General features: G+C 70.7%; 22 protein-coding genes and 1 tRNA gene. 11 read left to right on the top strand and 12 right to left on the bottom strand.

All coding sequences use genetic code 11. The features are described from left to right. Positions 1 to 113: 113 nt before the first annotated feature. Positions 114 to 365 (top strand): hypothetical protein, encoded by a 252-nt coding sequence (locus ACQPXS_RS21365; protein WP_433450924.1) that lies wholly within the window; start codon positions 114 to 116, stop codon positions 363 to 365. Between the two features lie 59 nt (positions 366 to 424). On the opposite strand, the gene ACQPXS_RS21360 is transcribed toward ACQPXS_RS21365, so the two are convergent. The 4 genes from ACQPXS_RS21360 to ACQPXS_RS21345 all read right to left on the bottom strand — a co-directional run bounded on the left by ACQPXS_RS21360 (position 425) and on the right by ACQPXS_RS21345 (position 5,027). Next, positions 425 to 1,171 (bottom strand): DUF6227 family protein, encoded by a 747-nt coding sequence (locus ACQPXS_RS21360; protein ID WP_433450923.1) that lies wholly within the window; start codon positions 1,169 to 1,171, stop codon positions 425 to 427. Positions 1,172 to 1,328: 157 nt separating this feature from the next. Continuing rightward, entirely contained in the window at positions 1,329 to 2,546 is a 1,218-nt protein-coding gene (locus ACQPXS_RS21355) for an Ig-like domain-containing protein (RefSeq protein ID WP_433450922.1), read from the bottom strand. A 182-nt stretch (positions 2,547 to 2,728) separates the two neighbouring features. Next, positions 2,729 to 3,751 carry a P1 family peptidase gene (locus tag ACQPXS_RS21350; protein ID WP_433450921.1) on the bottom strand — a complete coding sequence of 341 codons (1,023 nt, stop codon included), beginning with the start codon at positions 3,749 to 3,751 and terminating at the stop codon, positions 2,729 to 2,731. A gap of 37 nt (positions 3,752 to 3,788) precedes the next feature. Continuing rightward, positions 3,789 to 5,027, bottom strand: coding sequence for a low temperature requirement protein A (locus tag ACQPXS_RS21345; RefSeq protein ID WP_433450920.1), 1,239 nt, complete (start codon positions 5,025 to 5,027; stop codon positions 3,789 to 3,791). 135 nt (positions 5,028 to 5,162) lie between these two features. Between ACQPXS_RS21345 and ACQPXS_RS21340 the strand changes: the two genes are divergently transcribed. Next, the gene (locus ACQPXS_RS21340) at positions 5,163 to 5,339 is read left to right on the top strand and encodes a hypothetical protein (protein WP_351807265.1); all 177 of its coding nucleotides are present in this window, start codon (positions 5,163 to 5,165) and stop codon (positions 5,337 to 5,339) included. A gap of 19 nt (positions 5,340 to 5,358) precedes the next feature. On the opposite strand, the gene mscL is transcribed toward ACQPXS_RS21340, so the two are convergent. From mscL to ACQPXS_RS21310, 6 genes are all read right to left on the bottom strand, one after another. Then, positions 5,359 to 5,835, bottom strand: coding sequence for a large conductance mechanosensitive channel protein MscL (gene mscL, locus ACQPXS_RS21335; RefSeq protein WP_433450919.1), 477 nt, complete (start codon positions 5,833 to 5,835; stop codon positions 5,359 to 5,361). A 138-nt stretch (positions 5,836 to 5,973) separates the two neighbouring features. After that, positions 5,974 to 6,555 carry a hypothetical protein gene (locus ACQPXS_RS21330; RefSeq protein ID WP_433450918.1) on the bottom strand — a complete coding sequence of 194 codons (582 nt, stop codon included), beginning with the start codon at positions 6,553 to 6,555 and terminating at the stop codon, positions 5,974 to 5,976. A gap of 164 nt (positions 6,556 to 6,719) precedes the next feature. Beyond that, positions 6,720 to 7,553 (bottom strand): S-methyl-5'-thioadenosine phosphorylase, encoded by an 834-nt coding sequence (locus tag ACQPXS_RS21325; RefSeq protein WP_433450917.1) that lies wholly within the window; start codon positions 7,551 to 7,553, stop codon positions 6,720 to 6,722. A gap of 100 nt (positions 7,554 to 7,653) precedes the next feature. After that, complete coding sequence (locus tag ACQPXS_RS21320) at positions 7,654 to 7,953, bottom strand: FmdB family zinc ribbon protein (protein ID WP_433450916.1); 300 nt, start codon at positions 7,951 to 7,953, stop codon at positions 7,654 to 7,656. Between the two features lie 67 nt (positions 7,954 to 8,020). Continuing rightward, positions 8,021 to 9,319 (bottom strand): MFS transporter, encoded by a 1,299-nt coding sequence (locus ACQPXS_RS21315; protein WP_433450915.1) that lies wholly within the window; start codon positions 9,317 to 9,319, stop codon positions 8,021 to 8,023. A 280-nt stretch (positions 9,320 to 9,599) separates the two neighbouring features. Further along, the gene (locus ACQPXS_RS21310) at positions 9,600 to 11,156 is read right to left on the bottom strand and encodes a potassium/proton antiporter (protein WP_365331062.1); all 1,557 of its coding nucleotides are present in this window, start codon (positions 11,154 to 11,156) and stop codon (positions 9,600 to 9,602) included. Between the two features lie 217 nt (positions 11,157 to 11,373). On the opposite strand from ACQPXS_RS21310, the gene ACQPXS_RS21305 reads away from it, so the two are divergent. Then, a complete protein-coding gene (locus ACQPXS_RS21305; protein WP_433450914.1) occupies positions 11,374 to 14,217 on the top strand; it encodes a penicillin acylase family protein in 2,844 nt (947 codons plus the stop codon). A gap of 70 nt (positions 14,218 to 14,287) precedes the next feature. Here ACQPXS_RS21305 and ACQPXS_RS21300 read toward each other — a convergent pair whose 3' ends face one another. Continuing rightward, positions 14,288 to 14,869, bottom strand: coding sequence for a 5-formyltetrahydrofolate cyclo-ligase (locus ACQPXS_RS21300; RefSeq protein WP_433450913.1), 582 nt, complete (start codon positions 14,867 to 14,869; stop codon positions 14,288 to 14,290). A 133-nt stretch (positions 14,870 to 15,002) separates the two neighbouring features. On the opposite strand from ACQPXS_RS21300, the gene galU reads away from it, so the two are divergent. The 7 genes from galU to ACQPXS_RS21265 all read left to right on the top strand — a co-directional run bounded on the left by galU (position 15,003) and on the right by ACQPXS_RS21265 (position 20,550). After that, positions 15,003 to 15,914 (top strand): UTP--glucose-1-phosphate uridylyltransferase GalU, encoded by a 912-nt coding sequence (gene galU, locus ACQPXS_RS21295; protein WP_351807274.1) that lies wholly within the window; start codon positions 15,003 to 15,005, stop codon positions 15,912 to 15,914. Further along, a complete protein-coding gene (glp, locus tag ACQPXS_RS21290) occupies positions 15,911 to 17,233 on the top strand; it encodes a molybdotransferase-like divisome protein Glp (RefSeq protein WP_433450912.1) in 1,323 nt (440 codons plus the stop codon). The genes galU and glp overlap by 4 nt, the downstream gene beginning before the upstream one ends. A gap of 137 nt (positions 17,234 to 17,370) precedes the next feature. Beyond that, positions 17,371 to 17,883 carry a cyclic pyranopterin monophosphate synthase MoaC gene (moaC, locus tag ACQPXS_RS21285; RefSeq protein WP_351807276.1) on the top strand — a complete coding sequence of 171 codons (513 nt, stop codon included), beginning with the start codon at positions 17,371 to 17,373 and terminating at the stop codon, positions 17,881 to 17,883. Further along, the gene (locus tag ACQPXS_RS21280) at positions 17,880 to 18,380 is read left to right on the top strand and encodes a MogA/MoaB family molybdenum cofactor biosynthesis protein (protein WP_433450911.1); all 501 of its coding nucleotides are present in this window, start codon (positions 17,880 to 17,882) and stop codon (positions 18,378 to 18,380) included. Before moaC ends, ACQPXS_RS21280 begins: the two co-directional genes overlap by 4 nt. A 20-nt stretch (positions 18,381 to 18,400) precedes the next feature. Beyond that, positions 18,401 to 19,024, top strand: coding sequence for a GNAT family N-acetyltransferase (locus ACQPXS_RS21275; RefSeq protein ID WP_433450910.1), 624 nt, complete (start codon positions 18,401 to 18,403; stop codon positions 19,022 to 19,024). A gap of 173 nt (positions 19,025 to 19,197) precedes the next feature. Next, positions 19,198 to 20,385, top strand: a complete 1,188-nt coding sequence (sepX, locus tag ACQPXS_RS21270) for a divisome protein SepX/GlpR (RefSeq protein WP_433450909.1) — start codon at positions 19,198 to 19,200, stop codon at positions 20,383 to 20,385. A gap of 91 nt (positions 20,386 to 20,476) precedes the next feature. Further along, positions 20,477 to 20,550, top strand: a tRNA-Ala gene (locus ACQPXS_RS21265). A 49-nt stretch (positions 20,551 to 20,599) separates the two neighbouring features. Here the strand turns inward: ACQPXS_RS21265 and ACQPXS_RS21260 are convergent. Then, on the bottom strand, positions 20,600 to 21,085 hold the full coding sequence (locus ACQPXS_RS21260) for a GNAT family N-acetyltransferase (protein ID WP_433450908.1): 486 nt from the start codon (positions 21,083 to 21,085) through the stop codon (positions 20,600 to 20,602). A gap of 79 nt (positions 21,086 to 21,164) precedes the next feature. Here ACQPXS_RS21260 and ACQPXS_RS21255 point away from each other — a divergent pair, with 79 nt between their 5' ends. After that, positions 21,165 to 21,968, top strand: coding sequence for an exodeoxyribonuclease III (locus ACQPXS_RS21255; protein ID WP_351807282.1), 804 nt, complete (start codon positions 21,165 to 21,167; stop codon positions 21,966 to 21,968). The last annotated feature ends 13 nt before the right edge of the window (positions 21,969 to 21,981 follow it).

Below are 21,981 nucleotides of genomic sequence, written 5' to 3'. Positions count from 1 at the left end.
CACCCACCGCCGCCACGCCTTGTCCCTTTAGTTCGCTGTGAGTTGTTCACGGCACCTGCGAGATACGTCACGGTCCGGGATCAAAGTCCCGGACCGTGGTGTGTACTGGGCCTATGCCAGAGCATGTCGCGACTCTCCAGTTGACCGGCGCGGCCGTCCTCACCCTGGTCGGCGTGGCCTGGGCGATCGTCGTCGTACGCCTGCTGCGCCGCTTCCGCAAGGAGGCCCTGCGAGAGCTCCCGGCCGCTCGTCTCCCGTTCCTCCCGCCCCAGCGGCAGGGCGGCCCCGCGTGGGAGAAGGTGGAACTCACCCCCGCGGAACAGGACGCCTTCGCCGGACTGATACGACGACTTGGCGATCACTGACGGAGAAGCGCCGTTCCCCGCCCCGCGGCACGCGCTGCCCTGCCGCCCCGCGGCGCTCACTACCCCTGTCGCGCCGCGCGCCGCTCCATGGCGTCCCGGGCCGCGTCCTGAGACATGTACACCTCGCACATGTGCCGCCCGTCCGGTGTCGCGGTGTGCTCCACCTCCCACAGGGAGACCTGGCTGCCGTCCGGCAGCAGGAACGCGTGCTCGTACAGCGCGTAGCTCAGTCCCACGCGCCCGGCGCGGCCCGGGCGCCCGAACGCCTGCGTGATCTCGTGCGCCGTCGCCGTCGCCAGCAGCTCCGCCGTCTGCGCGTCGGGCCGGTCCGGATTCTCCGCACGGCGCAGCAGCCGGCGCGCGTGGTCGGCCGAGTCCTCGGAGGCGAACATGTGCCGCGGCTCCGGGATCGCCCACAGCCGCATCAGCGCGGGCAGCTCGAACTCCGGCGTCTCGGGCGGCATCCCGAGCCGCGCCGTGGCCGTCTGCAGCTCCTCCTCGTCGACGTACACCTCGCTCACCGGGGCGCCACCCGGCGTGGGGTTGTGCGCGAGCTCCCACAGCGTGACCGCGGAGCCGTCGGCGAGCAGCCAGGTGTGCCGGTACGTCTCCCGGTGCAGCCCCGCGCTGTGGTACGCCGAGTGCAGCGAACTGTCGTGCACCAGCGCGCAGTCGAGCTGCCGTATCACCTCGTCGGGCAGCTCGAAGGAGTTCAGGGCACGGCCGAGGAGTCGCTCGAGATGCTCCTCAGGAGACTCGGGCGACTCGGCTGGTTCGTACGCTGCCGTCTCGTACGGAACGCTCAAGGCTTCTCCCGGCGTTGCTGCATGTCACCTTGTGGGTGCATACCGTAGCCCCTCGGTCGGACATCATGTCCTGGAACCGAGAAAACCTATGCCAGGAAAACGCGCGGGCCGCGCGAGAAGTTCCCGCGCGGCCCGACGTGACGTCAAAAAGCGCCGCTCAGAGGGCACTTCCGGCGGTCCAGGCGCTCCACGGCATGTTCCAGCCGTTGAGCCCGTTGTCCGGGGCGACGGTCTTGTCGGGGGAGTTCTTCACGATCACGACGTCACCGGTGATCGAGTTGTCGAAGAACCACGTGGCCGACGTGGCGCCCTGCCCGCCCTGCACGTCCGCGAGCCCGACGCAGCCGTGGCTGGTGCCCTCGCGGCCGAAGGGCGGATTGGCCTTGTTGTACCAGTAGTTGCCGTGGATGAAGGTCCCGGAGTCCGTCAGACGCATCGCGTGCGGCACGTCCGGGATGTTGTACGCGTTGCCGAGACCCACCGTCCGGCTGTCCATGGGGGTCTGCCGGAACTTCTCGGAAATCACCATCTGCCCGTTGTACGTGGTGTGCTGCGGGTCGCCGGTGGAGATCGGAACCGTCTTGATCGTCCTGCCGTCGCGTACCACGGTCATGGTCTGCGTGTCGGCGTCGACCGTGGAGACCTGGGACCGCCCGACGGTGAAGGAGACGGTCTTCTTCTGCACGCCGTAGACGCCCTTCGCCCCCTGAACCCCGTCCAGGTCGATCTTCAGCGTGACCCTGGAGCCGGCCTTCCAGTACTCCTGCGGCCGGAAGTCCAGCCGCTGGTCCCCGAACCAGTGCCCGACCACCTGCTGACCACTGCTGGAGTCGACGGTGATGTGCGACTGCACGGCCTTCTTGTCGGTGATCGACTTGTCGAACTTGAACGACACCGGCATGCCCACCCCTACCGTGGTGCCGTTGTCCGGCGTGTAGGTGCCGATGAAGCTGTTCGCCGTCGTGACGGTGGTGAAGACAGACCTGGTCGTGGTGGTACGGCCGCCGGAGTCCTTCGCGGTCGCGTCGATCTTGTACTTCGTCCCGCGCTCCAGCTGCCGCTTCGGCTTCCAGCTGCCGCCGTCCGCCGATATCGCGCCCGCCACGGTCTGCCCCGACTCGGCGACGGTCATCCTCACCTCGGTCAGCCTGCCGCCGCTGACCTTCACGCCGGTCGCGTTGATGGACGCGCCGGTCGAACCGTCCTTGGCCGAGATCAGGATCTGCGCCGCCGACGCCTTGGGGGAGTTCTTGCCGCCCTTGCCGTTGTCGGTGGCGTTGGCGTCGCCACCACAAGCGGTCAGGACGAGGCTGCCGACCACCAGGGCGGCACAGGCCCCCAGTACGCGCCGCGCTGCAATGTCCGGCGTTGTCACGGGCTGCTCCAGGTTCGTGTGATGTGCGTGATCCGTTCCAGTGCGTGAAGAAAGAGGACACTGGCGGCCGGGAAGGTTCCCGCCCTCCCCCCTGAACGCCATCACGTGACACAACCGCGACAATGCAACGCCGGCGGCGGCTCCCGCCCGTCCTCAGCCCTCCGCCCCGCCGCGCACCGCCCCTACCTCGCCCCGTACAACTCCCCGTACGACGGCCACACTCCACCGGGCCCGTCGACCGACTCGGCGGCGCGTACGCCCCGTACGATCGCGCGGGTCACGACATCCGCGCCGGCGGCGAGGACGCCGTTGAGCTCCAGGGGGCGCCCGGCGAGAGCGCGCGCGCCGGTCGCCAGCGCGAACACCGTGTCGCCGTCGTTCATGAGGTGCACCGGCCGTACGGCGCGCGCGATCCCGTCGTGCGCCGTGCCCGCCAGCTTCTGCGCCTGCGTCTTGGAGAGGTCCGCGTCGGTCGCGACGACCGCCAACGTCGTGTTGAGCGGGGGCGGCGCATGCTCGGCGGCGGTTTCGTCGAGGCGCCGGCGCGCGGCCTCGTGCACGCGCTCCTCCGGGTACTCCACCCGTCCTTGGCACAACTCCCCGTACAGCGCCCCCGTCTCGGGCTCGATCACCGACCCCGCAGCGTTCACGACGACCAGCGCGGCCACGGTGACCCCTGAGTCGAGCACCGTGCTCGCGGTGCCCACGCCGCCCTTGATCCGCCCTGCCACGGCGCCCGTCCCGGCCCCGACGCACCCCTGCGGCACCCTGGCACCGGGCGCGCTCGCCGCCGCGGCCTCCACCGCCGCACGCCCGGTCGCCGCGTCCGGTCGCGCGCGGAAGTCTCCGCGCCCCAGGTCGAAGACGCACGCCGCGGGCACGACCGGAACCACGTGCGCCGGGTCCGGCCCCACCCGCACGCCGCGCCGCTGCTCCTCCAGCCAGGCCATCACGCCGGACGCCGCGTCGAGCCCGTACGCGCTGCCCCCGGTCAGCACGACCGCGTCGACCCGCTGCACCACGTTGCGCGGGTCCAGCGCGTCGGTCTCCTTGGTGCCGGGGCCGCCGCCGCGCACGTCCACGGCGACGACCGCGCCGCCCTCCGGAGCGAGCACGACCGTGGTACCGGTGAGCCAGCCGTCCCCGCTGCGGGTGGCATGCCCCACCCGCACCCCGGCGACGTCCGTGATTGCGTCAACTGTCATGGAGGCCAGTCTCGCCCCTCCCGGTGCCTCCGAGGACTCAGCCGGCCGGAGCAGCGGCGCTCGCCGCACGCCCCCGCCCGACCATGCGCGCCGTCAGCGTCACCCCGACGGCGACCGCAGCCGAGCACATCAGTCCCGCCGCGAACACCGCCCAGTCGCCCAGGAAGGTGCAGCAGATCACCAGCAGCGCCGCGACCGGCAGCACCAGTTGCTGGGCGATGCCGACCTTGAAGTGCCGCGAGTGGAGCAGCCAGACGGTGAGCAGATACAGCGCTGTCGGCAGCGTCACGGCCGCCGACGCGGACAGCGTGGAGATGGCTGTCTTGCCGACCGCGTGTTCCACGGCCACCTCCAGGCCCGCGCCGATCGCCGCGGCGGAGGAGAAGATCAGGTAGTGGCCGTAACCCCACAGGAACGCCTGACCGTTGGCGCGCAGGTGACCGTGGATGGGCACCACGAAGTAGATCCACCATGCGGAGAATACGATCAGCAGCCCGCCCGCCGCGATCGGCAGCAGCTCGCCCAGCGCGTTGCGCTCGTCGAAGGCCCCCTTCACGGCCACGGTCGCCGCGGCGACCGTCTCGCCGAGCACGATGATGGTGAACAGGCCGTACCGTTCGGCGATGTGGTGCGGGTGCCAGGAGGTCTCGTACTCCTTCTCGGCGAGCAGCGGGACACACATCTCCGCGATCGCCATCACAAGGAACACCCAGGGCCGGGCGGGTTGGGGCAGCAGCAACAGTCCGAGCCAGCCGACCTGGCACAGGAGCACGCCGCACGCGTACCGCAACCCCATGGTTCTCTCGGCGCCCTCGGTCGATCTCGCGGCTCTCAGCCACTGCGTGGCCATCGCCAGCCGCATGATCACATAGCCGAGCCAGACCAGCAGGTAGTCGTGCTGCTGGAAGGCCCGGGAGATGCCGGCGGCCAGGACCAGGACGCCGGCGATCTGCACCAGGGTGACGACCCGGTAGAGCGCGTCGTCGTTGTCGTACGCCGAGGCGAACCAGGTGAAGTTCATCCAGGCCCACCAGATGGAGAAGAACAGCATGGCGTAGTTGAGGATGCCGTCGCCCGCGTGCCCCCCGGCGACGGAGTGCACCAGTTGCGCGCCCGCCTGCGCGATCGCCACGACGAAGCACAGGTCGAAGAAGAGCTCCAGGGGCGAGGAGACGCGGTGAGCCTCGTCGCGCCCGCGCGCGACGAGGCGTCGCAGCGGTCCGGAGGGCTGGGGTGCGCCCGGGGAGGCGGGCGCCGGAGCGGAACTCGACATCATGCCCCTCAGCACAGCAGAAAAGCGTTCGGAAGGCGTTGTGAAGGCATCAGCAGGCAATGAACGCATTCACAGGCGGGCCCCACCGGGGGCGCCGGACGCGCGGGGGCGCGTGGGCCGGGGCCGTACCCTTGTGGCATGAGCACCGCTCCCGCATCCGAGCCCCGCGAGCCGAAGCCCGCACTGGTCTTCGACGACCCGCTGGACCAGCAGTCCTCGGACGACACCGACCGCGGGTGGGGCGAGCGCACGGACGGCGACAGCGCCGCCGACCTCAAGCGCTTCCTCGACGAGAAGCCGCCCCACCACCTCTGAGCCGTCCGCGGCAGCGCCGCTAGCGTTCGTCGCGCCCAGATCCACGCTGCGCGACCAGCGCGTCGCGGATCTCCTTGAGCACCTCCAGCTCGGTCACCTCGATGACCTCCTTGGTGCCCTCCCGCGCCGCCTTGCGGGCCGCCTGCCGCGCCAGGTACTTCGACATCGGCAGGATCATCAGGAAGTACACGACCGCGGCGGTGATCACGAACGTCAGCGTCGCACCGAGAACGGTGCCCCACAGGATCGGCACACCGCTCTTGACCGAGCCGTCCGGACCCACCACACACGGGTCCTTCAGGCAGGAGCTGTAGTGATCCAGATTCTGTGTGCCGATCGCCCCCACCAGCGGGTTGATCACCCCCTTGACCACCGAGTTCACGATGTTCGTGAAGGCCGCGCCGATGACCACCGCGACTGCCAGATCGACGACGTTGCCGCGCATCAGGAAGGCCTTGAAGCCCTGCCAGACGCTCGGTTCCTTCTTCGCGCTCACCTCGGGGACTCTCCTCGCATACGCAGGGTGTGGAACGAAACGCTCCGCAACCTACGGCACGGTGAGCCCACCGTGTCCAGTCCCGCCGTTCGATCGAGCGACTTGACAGCAAGCCGCCGAGGAAGCGTCCCAGTCGGTTCAGCACAGCGTCACCGCCAGCCTCGCCGTGGCGCTCGCGCCGACGAGCCGGGCCGCGGTGGCACGCGGCACCGACAGCACGACCAGCGCCCCGCTCTCTGCCCCGTCCTCCAGCGGCTCGGGCACCTTGGTCACCCGCACGCCGCGCGCGAGCACGCGTGCGACGCCGCCGGCCGACGGGTCCCCGGCGGCGATGACGTCGACGCGGTCGCCGGGCCGCAGGAGCCGGACGGTGGCCGCGTCGGCGATCCGCACGGGCGCCGTCACCACGTCCACGGCCGAGGGCCGGCGTGCGGGCACCGTAACCGGGTGGCCCGGGGCCTGTTCCGCACGCTGCGGTGCGGTTCCCGTGCGCGGCCCCGCGGCGATGAGCGCGGCCGTGGTGACCGCGAGGCCGGCCGCGATGGCCCGCCCGCGGTGCCGTAGGAGCCGCTGCAGCCGATACCGACCGCCGCGCACCCGCACCGGCGGGAACTGCGGGATGTGACAGGTCGCCGGGGCGTCCGTGCCCAGCGGACGCGGAAGCCGGAGCGGAGCCGGAAAATGCGAAGAGGGCGGGGACGGGGCGGGGGACGGATTCAAGGACGGGGACGAAGGCACGGGAATCACCGCCTGCGACGAGGAATTCGGCTTGCGAGGCCACGATGAGGCCTCGCGCCGCATTCCGCCGGAGCCGGTGGACGACGGACGGATTGTGGATAACCCGGCCACCCGAACGGGCAATTCCGGGTCTTCTCGCGAAGGCGCTACGGCAGCTCGAAGCCCGGATCCATTCCGCCGAGCGCGTTCACGCACAGGCAGTCCCGTGCCCCGGTTTCCGGCAGCGCCGCCACCGCGTCGAACAGCACACCGCGCAGCCGGTCCACATTGGCCGCGAACACCCGCAGCACCTCCTCGTGCGAGACGCCCTCGCCGGTCTCGGCGCCCGCGTCGAGGTCGGTGACCAGGGTCAGCGACGTGTAGCAGAGCTCCAGTTCCCGGGCGAGCGCCGCTTCCGGGTGACCGGTCATGCCCACGACCGACCAGCCCTGCGCCCGGTGCCACAACGATTCCGCACGCGTCGAGAAGCGCGGCCCCTCGACCACGACCAGCGTGCCGCCGTCCACCGGCTCCCAGTCCCGCCCGTGGGCGGCCTTCAGGGCGACAGCCCGTCCGGCGGGGCAGTAGGGGTCGGCCATGGAGACGTGCACGACGTTCGGCACGGTGCCGTCGGGCAGCGGGAGCCCGTCGAAGTACGACTGCATACGGGACTTCGTCCGGTCCACGAACTGGTCCGGCACGAGCAGCGTGCCGGGGCCGTACTCGGGCTGCAGCCCGCCCACCGCGCAGGGCCCGAGCACCTGCCGGACGCCGACCGAGCGCAGCGCCCACAGGTTGGCGCGGTAGTTGATGCGGTGCGGCGGCAGGTGGTGGCCGCGGCCGTGCCGGGGCAGGAAGGCGACCCGCCGGCCGGCGATCTCGCCGAGGAAGAGGGAGTCGCTGGGCGGCCCGTAGGGGGTGTCGACCTGGACCTCGGTCACGTCGTCGAGGAACGAGTAGAAGCCCGAGCCACCGATTACGCCGATCTCTGCGTTCGCCATGACCAGCACATTAGCGGGCGCTGAAACCGTGGGGGAGCGGCGCCGGGAAACGCCGAGGACCCTGACGTCGTACGACGTCAGGGTCCGGGGAAAGAGCAGGTCAGGCCGCGGAGCTGTTGGCGGAGCTCGACGAGGACGGCTTCGAGTCCGAGGAGGACGTGCTCGTCGAACTCGACGACGACGTGCTCGACGGCTTCGACGCCGGGCTGCTGCTCGACGAGGAGCCGCGGGAGTCGTTGCGGTAGAAGCCGGAGCCCTTGAAGACGATGCCGACCGCGGAGAACACCTTCTTCAGGCGGCCACCGCAGTTGGGGCACTCGGTCAGGGCGTCGTCGGTGAACTTCTGCACCGCCTCGAGGCCCTCGCCGCACTCGGTGCACTGGTACTGGTAGGTCGGCACTGTCTTCCTCCTGGCACTCTGACTCAATGAGTGCTAACGACAGTCCATAGTGACGTATTCCTGGGAATCAGTCCACCGCCACCGGCACGCGGTGACCGACGCCACGTGCGACGGTACGGTGCTGCGGCGGCGCGACCAGCCGCGACCGCAGCGCCAGCAGGGTGGCCAGCGCGAGCACCGTGCCGGCCATCGGCACCAGGAATCCCGCGCCGTCCCACAGCCGGTCCTCCAGCTGTCCGGCGACCGTGACGGCGGCCGCCTGCCCGAGCGCGACCGCGCCGGTCAGCCAGGTGAAGGCCTCCGTGCGGGCGCCGGCCGGGACCAGGCCCTCGACCAGCGTGTAGCCGGTGATCAGCGCCGGCGCGATGCACATGCCCACCAGCAGACCGAGCCCGGCGAGCAGCAGCACCGAGTGCGCCGTCCACAGGGCGGACGCGACGATCGCGAGCGCCGTGTAGCCGACGACCAGGCGGCGCTGGGGGGCGCTCTTCCAGGCGATCGCGCCGCAGACGATGCCGGACAGCATGTTGCCGGCGGCGAAGACGCCGTACAGGACACCGTTCAGGCCGGGCTCGCCGATGGACTCGGTGAACGCCGCGAGCGACACCTGCATGCCGCCGAAGACGGACCCGATGCCCAGGAAGGTCACCACCAGCACGCGCACGCCCGGCACGCGCAGCGCGGAGGCGTGCTTCACGCGCGCGTGCCCACCCGTACCGGTCACCGGCGGCTGCGTGCCCTTCTGCGCGGCGAACAGCAGACCGCCGACGAGGGTCAGCGCCCCTTCCGTGACCAGGCCGGCCGCCGGGGTCACGGCGGTGCACAGCGCGGTCGCCAGCAGCGGGCCGAAGACGAAGGTCAGCTCGTCCGTGACCGACTCGAACGCCGCCGCGGTGGTCATCAACGGCGAACCCTGCAGCGTCACGCCCCAGCGTGCACGCACCATGGGGCCGATCTGCGGCACCGAGGCGCCGGTCGGGACGGCCGCCAGGAACAGCGCCCACAGGGGAGCGTGCGCCAGCGCGAGCGCCGTGAGGGACAGGCCGGACAGCGTGTGCACCAGAACGCCGGGGATCAGCACGGCGCGCTGGCCGTAGCGGTCGGCGAGACGCCCGCTGTACGGCGCGAACAGCGCCATGGAGACACCGGTGGCGGCCGCGGTGGCGCCCGCGGCGCCGTACGAGCCGGTGGTGTGCTGCACGAGCAGCACGAGGGAGATGGTGAGCATCGCGAACGGCTGGCGCGCCGCGAAGCCGGGGAGCAGGAAGGTCCAGGCGCCGCGGGTGCGCAGCAGCTGTCCGTATCCCGGGCGGGACGAGGCCGGCGAGGTCTTCTCCGGTTCGGTGGTGGTGACCGTGGATCCCACGGCCCGTGCCTTTCTGCCGCCTGGTAGCGCGGGCCTGTGTGGGCCCGGGCGCCGAGAGCTGTCCTCTTGCGCGGACTGCGGTAGATACCGGCGCCCACTGCGGGTGGGGACCCGGCCGCCATACGGTCGCGCCAGCTCTGCGTCAGGCAGAGTTGGTTCGATCAGGGTGCGCCTTCATGCTACAGGGATCACCTCCTCCCCCAGCTGTGAAAACGAGCACCACGGAAGGGCCCACCTGGGATTTCACGGGAAGGGGGCGTGAACGGCAGGGAACGCGCCCTCAACGCGAGCTGGACGCCCCGTTCGTGCCGAGCCAGCCCGCCAGTTTGCCGCCGTGGGCGACCGCGCGCAGACGGCGTTCCGCCGCGTCGCGGACCGGGTCGGTGGCGACGACGAGCAGTTCGTCGCCCCGCCGCAACACCGTCGAGGGCAGTGGAACGAACGATTTTTCTTCGCGCACGACGAGAGTGACGGCGGCTCCTGGAGGCAGGCGCAGCTCGCTGACCTCCACCCCGTGCATCCGGGAGCCCTCGGGGATCGACACGGACAGCAGATGCCCGCGCAGCCGTTCCAGCGGTGCCGACTCGATGCCGAGGTCGGAGGCCTCGCCCGTCTCGCCCAGCCGCAGCGTGCGCGCCAGCCAGGGCAGCGTCGGTCCCTGGACGAGGGTGTAGACCACGACCAGCACGAAGACGATGTTGAAGATGCGGCGGCTGCCGGTGACGCCGTTCACCATCGGGATGGTCGCCAGGATGATGGGCACGGCGCCGCGCAGGCCCGCCCACGACATCAGCGTCTGCTCCTGCCACGGCACACGGAACGGCGCCAGGCTGAGGACCACGCTCAGCGGGCGGGCCACCATGGTGAGGACCAGCCCGATGATCAGCGCCGGTACGACGTCGTCGCCCAGCTCGTGCGGGGTGACCAGCAGGCCGAGCACGACGAACATGCCGATCTGGGCGATCCAGCCGAGCCCCTCGGCGAAGCCGCGCGTGGCCGGCCAGTGCGGAAGCTTGGCGTTGCCGAGCATCATCGCGGCCAGATAGACGGCCAGGAAGCCGCTGCCGTGCCCCAGCGCGCCGGCGGCGTAGGCGGTCACGGCGATCGCCATGACCGCGATCGGGTAGAGACCGGAGGCCGGCAGGGCCACGTGCCTGAGCCCCCAGGAGCCGAACCAGCCCACAGCGAGCCCTATGGCCGCGCCGATGGCCAGTTCCAGGGCTATCTCGCCCAGCAGGACGTACCAGTGCTCGACCGGGCCGGCCGTGGAGAAGGCGACGACCAGGATGACCACCGGGGCGTCGTTGAAGCCGGACTCCGCCTCCAGCGTGCCCGTCACGCGCGCGGGGAGGGGAACCCTGCGCAGCACGGAGAAGACCGCCGCCGCGTCCGTCGAGGACACCACCGCGCCGATGATCAGCGCCTGCCGCCACTCCAGCCCGACCAGATAGTGCGCGCCCGCCGCGGTGACGCCCACGCTGATGGCGACTCCGGCGGTCGCCAGGACGGAGGCGGACGACAGGACCGGCCTGATCTCCTTCCACTTCGTGCCGAGGCCGCCCTCGGCGAGGATCACGACCAGGGCCGCGTACCCCATGACCTGGGTCACCGCGGCGCTGTTGAAGTGGATCTCGCCGATGCCGTCCTGGCCCATGAGGACGCCGATCCCCAGGTACACGAGCAGGCTGGGGAGCCCGCTGCGGGAGGAGATCCGGACGGCCGCGACGGCGACGAGCAGGACCACGGAGCAGACGAGCAGGAGCTGGTTGAGGTGGTGAACGGTCAGCGGCGGTTCCCTTCCTTGGCCCGCGCGCCGGGGGCGCGAGCTCGCGTACACAAGATCCGGGGCTGCGGCGCACCGCACCCAAGTACTTCGTTACCTTACCTAACTCTTGACGCTTTCTTGACGCTTCGCGGGGCAAGATCGAACGCTCGTGCGCGCTGGTTCCCGACTCCGCGTCAAGCGGGACAGGGCCCTGCGCCTATGGTTGCTCCAGCGCTCATTCAAAGTCACAGCCCGACCTGCCGCTCGCGTTAGGACAGCAAGGACAGCGATGCCCCCCAACACCACCGCCACAACGGGTGACACCGCCACCACCGGTGCCGCGCCCGCCAAGTCCGGCAGGAAGAAGGGGCGCAAAGCCCGCCTGATCGTGCTGGTGCTGGTACTGGCCGTCATCGGAGGCATCGCCTTCGGCGCGTACTGGTCGATCAGCACCGTCCGCGCCTCCTTCCCCCAGACCAAGGGTTCGATCACGCTCCAGGGCCTGTCTGGGCCGGTCGACGTCAAGCGGGACGGCAACGGCATCCCGCAGATCTACGCGTCCTCCGACGAGGACCTGTTCATGGCGCAGGGCTTCGTCCAGGCGCAGGACCGGTTCTACGAGATGGACGTGCGACGGCACATGACCGCCGGGCGCCTGTCGGAGATGTTCGGCAAGAGCCAGGTCAAGAACGACGAGTTCCTGCGCACCCTGGGCTGGGACCGGATCGCCGGGCAGGAGTACGACACCAAGCTGTCGGCCGCCACGAAGAAGTACCTCCAGGCGTACGCCAAGGGTGTCAACGCCTACCTCCAGGGCAAGGACGGCAAGGACATCTCCCTGGAGTACGCCGCCCTGGGCTTCACCAACGACTACAAGCCCGAGAAGTGGACCCCGGTCGACTCGATCTCGTGGCTGAAGGCGATGGCCTGGGACCTGCGCGGCAACATGCAGGACGAGATCGACCGCGCCCTGATGACCAGCCGGCTCGGCCCGCAGCAGATCCAGGACCTGTACCCGGAGTACCCGTACAGCCGGAACAAGCCGATCGTGCAGGAAGGCCAGTACGACGAGCTGACCCATTCCTTCCAGCAGAGCGGCGCCTCCGGAGCCTCGCAGAACACCGGCACGACGGGCACGACGGGTACCTCCGGCACCACCGGCGGCGCCACAGGCGGCTCTACGGGCTCGACGGGCACGACCGGCTCCTCCACCTCGACCACGTCCGGATCGTCGCTCACAAGCCAGCTGGCGGGCCTCTACAACGTCCTGGACGACGTTCCGACGGCCGTCGGAGTGAACGGCCAGGGCATCGGCTCCAACTCGTGGGTGGTGTCCGGGAAGTACACCATCACCAAGAAGCCGCTGCTCGCCAACGACCCGCACCTGTCGGCGTCGCTGCCGTCGGTCTGGTACCAGATGGGCCTGCACTGCCGCAGCGTCTCCACCACGTGCCAGTACGACGTGACCGGCTACACCTTCGCCGGCATGCCCGGTGTGATCATCGGCCACAACGCGAACATCGCCTGGGGCATGACCAACTCCGGGGTCGACGTCACCGACCTCTACCTGGAGAAGGTGAGCGCGAACGGCTACCTGTACGACGGCAAGATCCGCCCCTTCAAGACCCGCGAGGAGACCATCAAGGTCGCCGGCGGCGCGTCCAAGAAGATCGTCGTACGCCAGACCAAGGACGGGATGCCGCTGCTGTCCGACCGTGACGACGAACTCGTCCAGGTCGGCAAGCGGGCCACGGTCAACACCGCCGCCCCCGACCGCGGCGACGGCTACGGCATCGCCCTGAGGTGGACCGCGCTGGACCCCGGCACCTCCATGGACGCCGTGTTCGCCCTCGACAAGGCCGCGGACTGGAGCGACTTCCGCCAGGCCGCCGCCCTGTTCGACGTGCCCTCGCAGAACCTCGTCTACGCCGACACCGACAACCACATCGGCTACACGCTGCCCGGCAGGATCCCCACGCGGTCGTCCGCGGACGACGGCTCGATCCCCGCGCCGGGCTGGGACTCGAAGTACCGCTGGACCGGCTTCATCAAGCAGAACGAGCTGCCCTACGAGTACAACCCCAAGCGCGGCTACATCGTCACCGCCAACCAGGCCGTGGTCGACAAGGACAAGTACCCGTACACCCTCACCACCGACTGGGGCTACGGCGCCCGCAGCCAGCGCATCACCGACCTGATCGAGTCCAAGATCAAGGACGGCGGCAAGATCTCCACCGACGACATGCGGCAGATGCAGCTGGACAACAGCAGCGAGATCGCCAAGCTCCTGGTGCCGAAACTGCTGAAGATCAACCTTGACGACAAGAACGTGCGCGACGCGCAGAAGCTCCTGGAGGGCTGGGACTACACCCAGGAGTCCGACTCCGCGGCGGCCGCCTACTTCAACGCGGTCTGGCGCAACATCCTCAAGCTCGCCTTCGGCAACAAGCTCCCCAAGGAACTGCGCGTCAAGGGACAGTGCCTGTGGGTCGACAAGATCGACAGCACCGGCCCGGTCGACGACGACACCAAGGTGCGCGAGTGCGGCGAGCGCGACGCCGACCAGGCGCAGCCGGACGGCGGCGACCGCTGGTTCGAGGTCGTGCGCACCCTGATGGAGAAGCCGGACAGCGACTGGTGGAAGACCCCCAAGTCGGGCACCCGCCCCCCGGCGAACAACCTCGACCAGCTCTTCCGCCGCGCCATGATCGACGCCCGCTGGGAGCTGACCGCCAAGTTGGGCAAGGACATCGACACCTGGAGCTGGGGCCGGCTGCACCGCCTGTTCCTGAAGAACCAGACGCTCGGCACCGACGGCCCCAAGGCCCTGCAGTACGTCCTCAACCGCGGCCCCTGGAAGCTCAGCGGCGGCGAGGCCACGGTGAACGCGACCGGCTGGAACGCCGCCGGCGGCTACAACGTCGTCTGGGTGCCGTCCATGCGGATGGTGGTCAACCTCGCCGACTTCGACAAGTCCAGGTGGATCAACCTGACCGGCGCCTCCGGGCACGCCTTCAGCGCGCACTACACGGACCAGACGAGCCTGTGGGCCAAGGGCGAACTGCTGCCCTGGTCGTTCTCGGCCAAGGCGGTCGACGACAGCACGAGCGACACCCTCGTCCTCAAGCCGTGACCCACTGACGGAAACCAGAACGGCCCTCCACGCACGCGTGGAGGGCCGTTCTGGTTTCCGGCGTGCCCCGTCAGGCGCTCGGGAAGCGGCGCACGCCGGAGGGAGTCACCACGGCGTGCACGGGCCTGTCGTGCGCCTCCGCCGGGACCTGCGCGACGACCTCCGTGTCGTACAACAGCACCACGAGCCGGGGGTGTGCGCCCGCGCGCTCCAGACGGGCCAGCACGCGGTCGTACGACCCTCCGCCGCGCCCCAGTCGCATCCCGCGCGCGTCGACCGCGAGCCCGGGCAGCAGGACGACGTCCGCGGCCGTCACGGCGTCCGCGCCCAGACGCGCGCCGGAGGGTTCGAAAAGCGCCATCTTCCCGCCGTGTTGGACCCGCGCGAGGGAGCCCGGGCCGGCGTACTCGCCCCAGTCGAGGTCGTTGTCGGGCAGGAGCGCGGGGAGCAGTACCCGCACGCCCCGCGCGCGCAGTGCGTCCAGCAGCGCCCGGGTGCCGGGCTCGCTCCCCACGGAGACGTACGCCGCCACCGTGCGCGCGTGCGCCAGCTCGGGCAGCTCCAGGGCGCGCTCCGCCAGCGCGCGGCCCGTCTCGTCGACGTCATTCTCCGGCAACCTGTTCCTCACCGAGAGGAGCTCTCGCCGCAACATTCGCTTGTCAGGCTCGCTCGCGCGTCCGTCGTGTTCCACGGGTCGTTCTCGCACCCTTCTTGAATGCCGTCATAAAGGGTCAACCAACCGGAGCCACAGATTCCGCACAAAGGCACCGGATAAGGTTGCGGGCATGACTCAGTCGCACCCCAGGATCAGCAAGGCTGTCATTCCCGCAGCAGGTCTCGGCACCCGGTTCCTGCCGGCCACGAAGGCCACTCCCAAGGAGATGCTGCCGGTCGTCGACAAGCCCGCGATCCAGTACGTGGTCGAGGAGGCCGTGTCGGCGGGGCTCGACGACGTCCTCATGATCACCGGACGCAACAAGCGCCCCCTCGAGGACCACTTCGACCGCAACTACGAGCTGGAATCGGCGCTCGAGAAGAAGGGCGACGCCGAACGGCTCGCGAAGGTGCAGGAGTCGAGTGACCTGGCGACCATGCACTACGTGCGCCAGGGCGACCCCAGGGGTCTCGGCCACGCCGTCCTGTGCGCCGCCCCGCACGTCGGCCACGAGCCGTTCGCGGTGCTCCTGGGCGACGACCTGATCGACCCGCGCGACCCGCTCCTGCAGCGCATGATCGAGGTCCAGGAGCAGCACGGCGGCAGCGTGATCGCCCTCATGGAGGTCGCGCCCGAGCAGATCCACCTCTACGGCTGCGCGGCCGTGGAGACGACGGCCGACGGTGACGTCGTACGGATCACCGGCCTGGTCGAGAAGCCGGAACCGGCGGACGCCCCCTCGAACTACGCGATCATCGGCCGTTACGTCCTCGACCCGCACATCTTCGACATACTGCGCAAGACCGAGCCCGGCCGCGGCGGCGAGATCCAGCTCACCGACGCCCTCCAGCAGCTCGCGGCGGACGAGAAGGTCGGCGGACCGGTGCACGGCGTCGTCTTCAAGGGCCGCCGTTATGACACCGGTGACCGTGGCGACTATCTGCGTGCCATTGTCAGACTCGCGTGCGAACGTGAAGACCTGGGCCCGGACTTCCGGACCTGGCTTCGCAGTTACGTAGCCGAGGAGATGCAGCAATCTTGAGCAGCGCCGCGACCCGCCCCGCCGGCCCGGACGACCTGTGGTCGGTGGACGAGCACCTGGAGGACATCCTCTCGACCGTCCGCCCCCTCGAACCCATCGAGCTGCAACTGCTCGACGCCCAGGGCTGCGTCCTGGTCGACGACGTCACGGTGCCGGTGTCCCTGCCGCCGTTCGACAACAGCTCCATGGACGGGTACGCGGTGCGGGTCGCGGACGTGACGGGCGCCAGTGAGGAGTTCCCGGCCGCCCTGGAGGTCGTCGGCGACGTCGCCGCGGGCGCGGCCCATCCGGTCCGGGTCGGCCCCGGCCAGGCCGCCCGCATCATGACCGGCGCCCCGCTGCCGCCCGGTGCCGAGGCCGTCGTCCCGGTGGAGTGGACCGACGGCGGGCTCGGCGAGGGCCCGGTGAGCGGGATGCGGGCGCGCAGCCTGGCCCCGGAGGGCGCCGAGGGACACGTGCGCGTGCACCGCTCCGCCGAGGCACGCGCGCACGTGCGCGCCAAGGGCAGCGACGTGAAGGCCGGTGACCGCGCCCTGGAGGCCGGGACGATCCTCGGCCCGCCGCAGATCGCGCTGCTGGCCGCGATCGGCCGCGGCATCGTACGCGTGCGCCCGCGCCCACGCGTGGTCGTGCTGTCCACCGGCAGCGAACTCGTGCAGCCCGGCGAGGAACTGGGCCACGGCCAGATCTACGACTCCAACAGCTTCGCCCTCACCGCCGCCGCGCGGGACGCCGGCGCCATCGCCTACCGGGTGGGCGCCGTCGCCGACGACGCCGAGACCCTCCGCTCCACCATCGAGGACCAGCTCGTCCGCGCCGACCTCATGGTCACCACGGGCGGGGTGAGCGTCGGGGCGTACGACGTCGTCAAGGAGGCGCTGTCGTACGCCGGCGACGAGGACGAGGCGGGCAGCGGCGTGGAGTTCCGCAAACTCGCCATGCAGCCCGGCAAGCCCCAGGGCTTCGGCTCCATCGGCCCCGACCACACACCGCTGCTGGCCCTGCCGGGCAACCCGGTGTCGTCGTACGTCTCCTTCGAACTGTTCGTCCGTCCGGCCATCCGCACCCTGATGGGCCTCACGGACGTGCACCGGCCCCGTGTCCGGGCCACCCTGACGACCGACAAGGCGCTGCGCTCGCCCAAGGGGCGCCGGCAGTTCCTGCGCGGTGCGTACGGCGACGGCGAGGTGACCCCCGTGGGCGGTGCGGGCTCCCACCTGATCGCGGCGCTGGCGCACGCCGACGCGCTGATCGTCGTACCCGAGGACGTGGAGTCCGTCGAGCCCGGCACCGAGGTGGAGGTCGTCCTGCTCGGCTGAGGCACGCGCGCGTGAGCGTGCGAGGGGCCCGACGGGGGTCCTGGGCCGGTGCCTGCGCGGACATGGCGGTACCGTGTCGCGCACAACAGGCCCGCGCACCGCACCGCGCCGGGCCCGGACCGGGAGCGGCACACAGCATGACTGAGTCTTTCCGGGGGGAGACCCCCGGACCCTCTGCGCAGGACGGACTGACGCACATCGACGAGGCGGGCGCGGCCCGCATGGTCGACGTGTCCGGGAAGGACGTCACCGCGCGCACCGCCCGCGCCAGCGGCCGCGTCCTGGTCTCGCCGCGCGTGGTCGAACTGCTGCGCGGCGAGGGGATGCCCAAGGGGGACGCCCTCGCCACGGCGCGTATCGCCGGGATCATGGGCGCCAAGCGGACCCCGGACCTGATCCCGCTGTGTCACCCCTTGTCGGTGTCGGGTGTGAAACTGGACCTGTCGGTCGCGGACGACGCCGTGGAGATCCAGGCCACCGTGAAGACGACGGACCGTACGGGCGTCGAGATGGAGGCCCTCACCGCCGTGACGGTCGCCGCGCTCACCGTGATCGACATGGTCAAGGCGGTCGACAAGGGAGCGGTCATCACGGACGTGCGGGTGGAGCAGAAGACGGGCGGCAAGTCGGGCGACTGGAGCCGGGCATGACCTACCGGGCTCTGGTGGTCACCGCCTCCAACAGGGCTGCCGCGGGCGTCTATGAGGACAAGGGCGGCCCCTTGGTCGCGGACGGCCTGAAGAGCCTCGGTTTCGACGTCGACGGCCCGCAGGTGGTCCCGGACGGGGGCCCCGTCGAGGCGGCCCTGCGCGCGGCGGTCGACGCCGGCTACGACGCCGTCGTCACCACCGGCGGCACCGGGATATCGCCGACCGACCGCACGCCCGAGGCGACCCGCGCGGTCATCGACCGGGAGGTGCCGGGCATCGCGGAGGCCATCCGGGCGTACGGGCGCGAGAAGGTTCCCACCGCGGCGCTCTCCCGGGGCCTGGCCGGGGTGGCGGGCCGGACCCTGATCGTCAATCTGCCGGGCTCCACGGGCGGCGTGAAGGACGGCCTCGCCGTGCTGGAGCCCCTGCTGGTCCACGCCGTCGACCAGATCCGCGGCGGCGACCACCCCGGACCCAGCAGCGGGGGTGCGAGCTGAACAGCCCTTCCTGGCCTGTCGTGCTGGCGGACGGCGATGTCGTCCTCCGGCCGATAAGGCTGCGCGACCAGCGGGTCTGGCGCGAGGTGAACCGGCGCAACCGGGACTGGCTGCGCCCCTGGGAGGCGACGATTCCGCCGCCCACGCCGAGCGGGCCGATCGCGCACCGGCCGACCTACCGCCAGATGGTCCGGCACCTGCGGTCCGAGGCCAACGCGGGCCGGATGCTGCCGTTCGTCATCGAGTACCAGGGACGGCTCGTCGGTCAGCTCACGGTCGCCGGGATCACCTGGGGATCGATGTGCTCGGGGCATGTCGGCTACTGGGTGGACGAGGCGGTGGCCGGGCACGGGGTGATGCCCACGGCCGTCGCGCTCGTGGTGGACCACTGTTTCCGCACCGTCGGACTGCACCGCATCGAGGTCTGCATTCGGCCCGAGAACCGGCCCAGCCGCCGGGTCGTGGAGAAACTCGGATTCCGCGAGGAGGGGCTCCGGCCGCGCTATCTGCACATCGACGGGGCCTGGCGGGACCATCTGGTCTTCGCGCTCACCGCGGAAGAGGTGCCCGACGGTTTGCTCGCGCGGTGGCAGAGGGCACGTTCCCAGCAGCTGCGGCAGAAACCCCAGAACACCGGAAATTGAATGTGTGTTCGAAATTGATCGGTTGTTGACCGTCTCAGAGGCATTGAATTCCCACCTGGGACGGTCCGCTGATCGCATGGGTCGCAAAAAAAGCTGGAAATATCAGCCGGATCGTGCGACACACCGGCGCAATTGGCGGATGGCCTCGTGCAAACCCCTCTACGGTGTGAGATGTGAGCAGCAGCGGCCTCATCTACGCAGTCATTGTCGGGGCCTGGGCCGCCTACTTGGTGCCGATGTGGCTCCGTAGGCAGGACGAGCTGAACGAGGCCCGTCCGACGGAACGCTTCAGCACCGCCATCCGGCTGCTGTCCGGACGGGCGGGAATGGAGCGCCGGTACGCCAAGGACCTGCGGGCGCGCTCCGCCCAGGAGGGGGAGCCTGGCACCGGCGACCCGGACGCCGTCACCGACTCGGTGGACGTCCGGGCCTTCGCCATGCCTCCGACCCGCCGTCAGGCGCACGCCGGCCTCGAACCCGAGGCGCCCGCGAGGCCGGAACCGGCACGAGAACCCGACGCCGCTCCGGCGCGCAACTCCGGCTCCGTGCCCGCGCAGAAGCGAGTGCCGTCCACGCGCCAGGCGTCCTCCGCGCAGGCGGCCGCAGCACGCGCCCGGCGCTCGAAGGTCCTCGCGCGCCGCAGGCGCACCACCGTGGTTCTCTTCCTCGCCTTCACCCTGGGCGCGATCGTCGCCGCCGTCGGCGGGCTCGCCTTCCTGTGGGCACCCGCCGGGCCGGCCGTGCTGCTCAGCGCGTACATCGCCTACCTGCGCTCCCAGGAACGCCGTCGCTTCGCCTACCAGATGGACCGCCGGCGCGCCGAGATGGCCGCCCAGCGGCTGCGGGAGCGCGAGCGCCAGCCGCGCCGCCGCGCGCCCCTCGACGCGGGACCCGGCGCGGACGAATCGGAGGAAGCCCCTCAGGCCCAGACGGACACCGGGCTGGCCGCACTCGCCGCGGACCGGCGCGCCCTCGTCGAGCAGACGGACCACGCCGAGTGGGTCGACCAGCAGCGCGAGCGGCAGCGGCGGCCCGGCGGGGACAGTTGGGACCCGGTGCCGGTGCCCCTGCCGACGTACGTGACCGCGCCGGTCGCGCCCCGTGCCACGTCCGACGTGGATCTGGGGGCGCCCGACACCTGGAGTTCGGCGCGTTCCAGTTCGGTCGCGCCGGAGCAGGAGGCGAGCCGCACGCCGGAGCCCCAGGCGGACGGGCAGGCGCCCGCGTCCGCGGACAAGCCGGCCGGCGGCCGCAGTGACGCGCGCCGCACGGCCTCCGCGCGCCGGTCGCGCGAGCGCGGGCGCACCCCCCTGTTCGATCAGTACGAGGACGGCGACCGCCCGCGCGCGGCCAACGAGTGACGCCCGCCACACTTCCGGAAGACGCGCTGACCAGTCAGGGAACGGATTTCCAAGCACCCCGATCGGGATGCTAAAGTTTCACTCGTTGCAAGGGCCTGTGGCGCAGTCCGGTAGCGCACCTCGTTCGCATCGAGGGGGCCAGGGGTTCAAATCCCCTCAGGTCCACGCAGCATGAAGCCCCAGCCGGCGAAAGCCGGCTGGGGCTTCATCGTGTCTACAGCTTCTTCAGCTTCTTCGCGAAGCAGCGGCTCTCCTCGTGGTGGCGGTAGTAGCCGAACTTGGTGCACGGTTCGTAGTCGCTGGCGGTGTACAGGGCGATGGCCTCCGGCTGCTTGGTCCCGGTCTCCAGGACCATGCGGACACGGCCCGCCGCGCGCGCGTCCTCCTCCAGGGCGGCGAGGATCCGGCGGGCCAGGCCGCGGCCGCGCATCTCCGCTATGACGAACATCCGCTTCACCTCGGCGTCGCCGTCCTCGTTGCCCTCCCCGTTGCGGTCCTGGCTGCGCCAGCCGCCGGTGGCCACGGGGCGGTCGAACTCGTCGTACGCGATCAGAAAGACGCCGTGCGGCGGGTCGAAGTCCGTCGTGTCGAGGACGGTGGCGTCGCCGTCGTCGCCGTACCGCTCGGCGTACTCGGCCTGGACCTCGTCGTTGAGCTTCACGGCGTCGGGGTGATCGAAACGAACGCGGCGTATATTCATGCTGAGTATCGTACTTCTATGCAGTCGGTGGGACCTCGGGCTTTGAGGGCTCCGACCAGTGTGCCGGTATCGTGCCGGGGTGCTGACTGTGACCTCGGTTAACGTGAACGGGCTGCGAGCCGCCGCCAAGAAGGGCTTCGTGCAGTGGCTCGCGCAGACTGAAGCGGACGTCGTCTGCCTGCAGGAGGTGCGCGCCGAGCCGCACCAGCTGCCCGAGGAGGTGCGGCAGCCCGACGGCTGGCACGTCGTGCACGCCCCCGCCGCCGCCAAGGGCCGTGCGGGCGTCTCCCTCTACACCCGGCGCGAGCCCGACCGCGTCCGGGTCGGCTTCGGCTCGGCCGAGTTCGACGGCAGCGGCCGCTACGTCGAGGCCGACCTGCCCGGCGTCACGGTCGCCTCCCTCTATCTGCCCTCCGGCGAGGTCGGCACCGAGCGGCAGGACGAGAAGGTCCGCTTCATGGGAGAGTTCCTCGCCCACCTCAAGACGCTGCGCGAGCGGGCCGCCGCCGACGGGCGCGAAGTGGTCGTCTGCGGCGACTGGAACATCGCCCACCAGCAGGCCGACCTCAAGAACTGGCGCGGCAACACCAAGAACTCCGGCTTCCTGCCCGAGGAACGGCAGTGGCTCGGGCAGGTGTTCGCGGCCGAGGACGGCGGCTACGTCGACGTCGTACGGGCCCTGCACCCGGACGTCGAGGGTCCGTACACCTGGTGGTCGTACCGGGGGCGGGCTTTCGACAACGATTCGGGTTGGCGCATCGACTACCAGGTCGCCACACCCCATCTCGCCGGGAAGGCGGTCAAGGGCTTCGTCGAGCGCGCGGCCACGCACGCCGAGCGCTGGTCCGACCACGCGCCCGTGACGGTCGTCTACGACCTCTAGTCCCGAGTCGACC

It is taken from the genome of Streptomyces sp. CA-142005 (assembly GCF_050942335.1).
Classification (GTDB): domain Bacteria; phylum Actinomycetota; class Actinomycetes; order Streptomycetales; family Streptomycetaceae; genus Streptomyces.
Note: the sequence above shows the minus strand (reverse complement) of the source record. Positions and strands in the feature narration are given on the sequence as shown.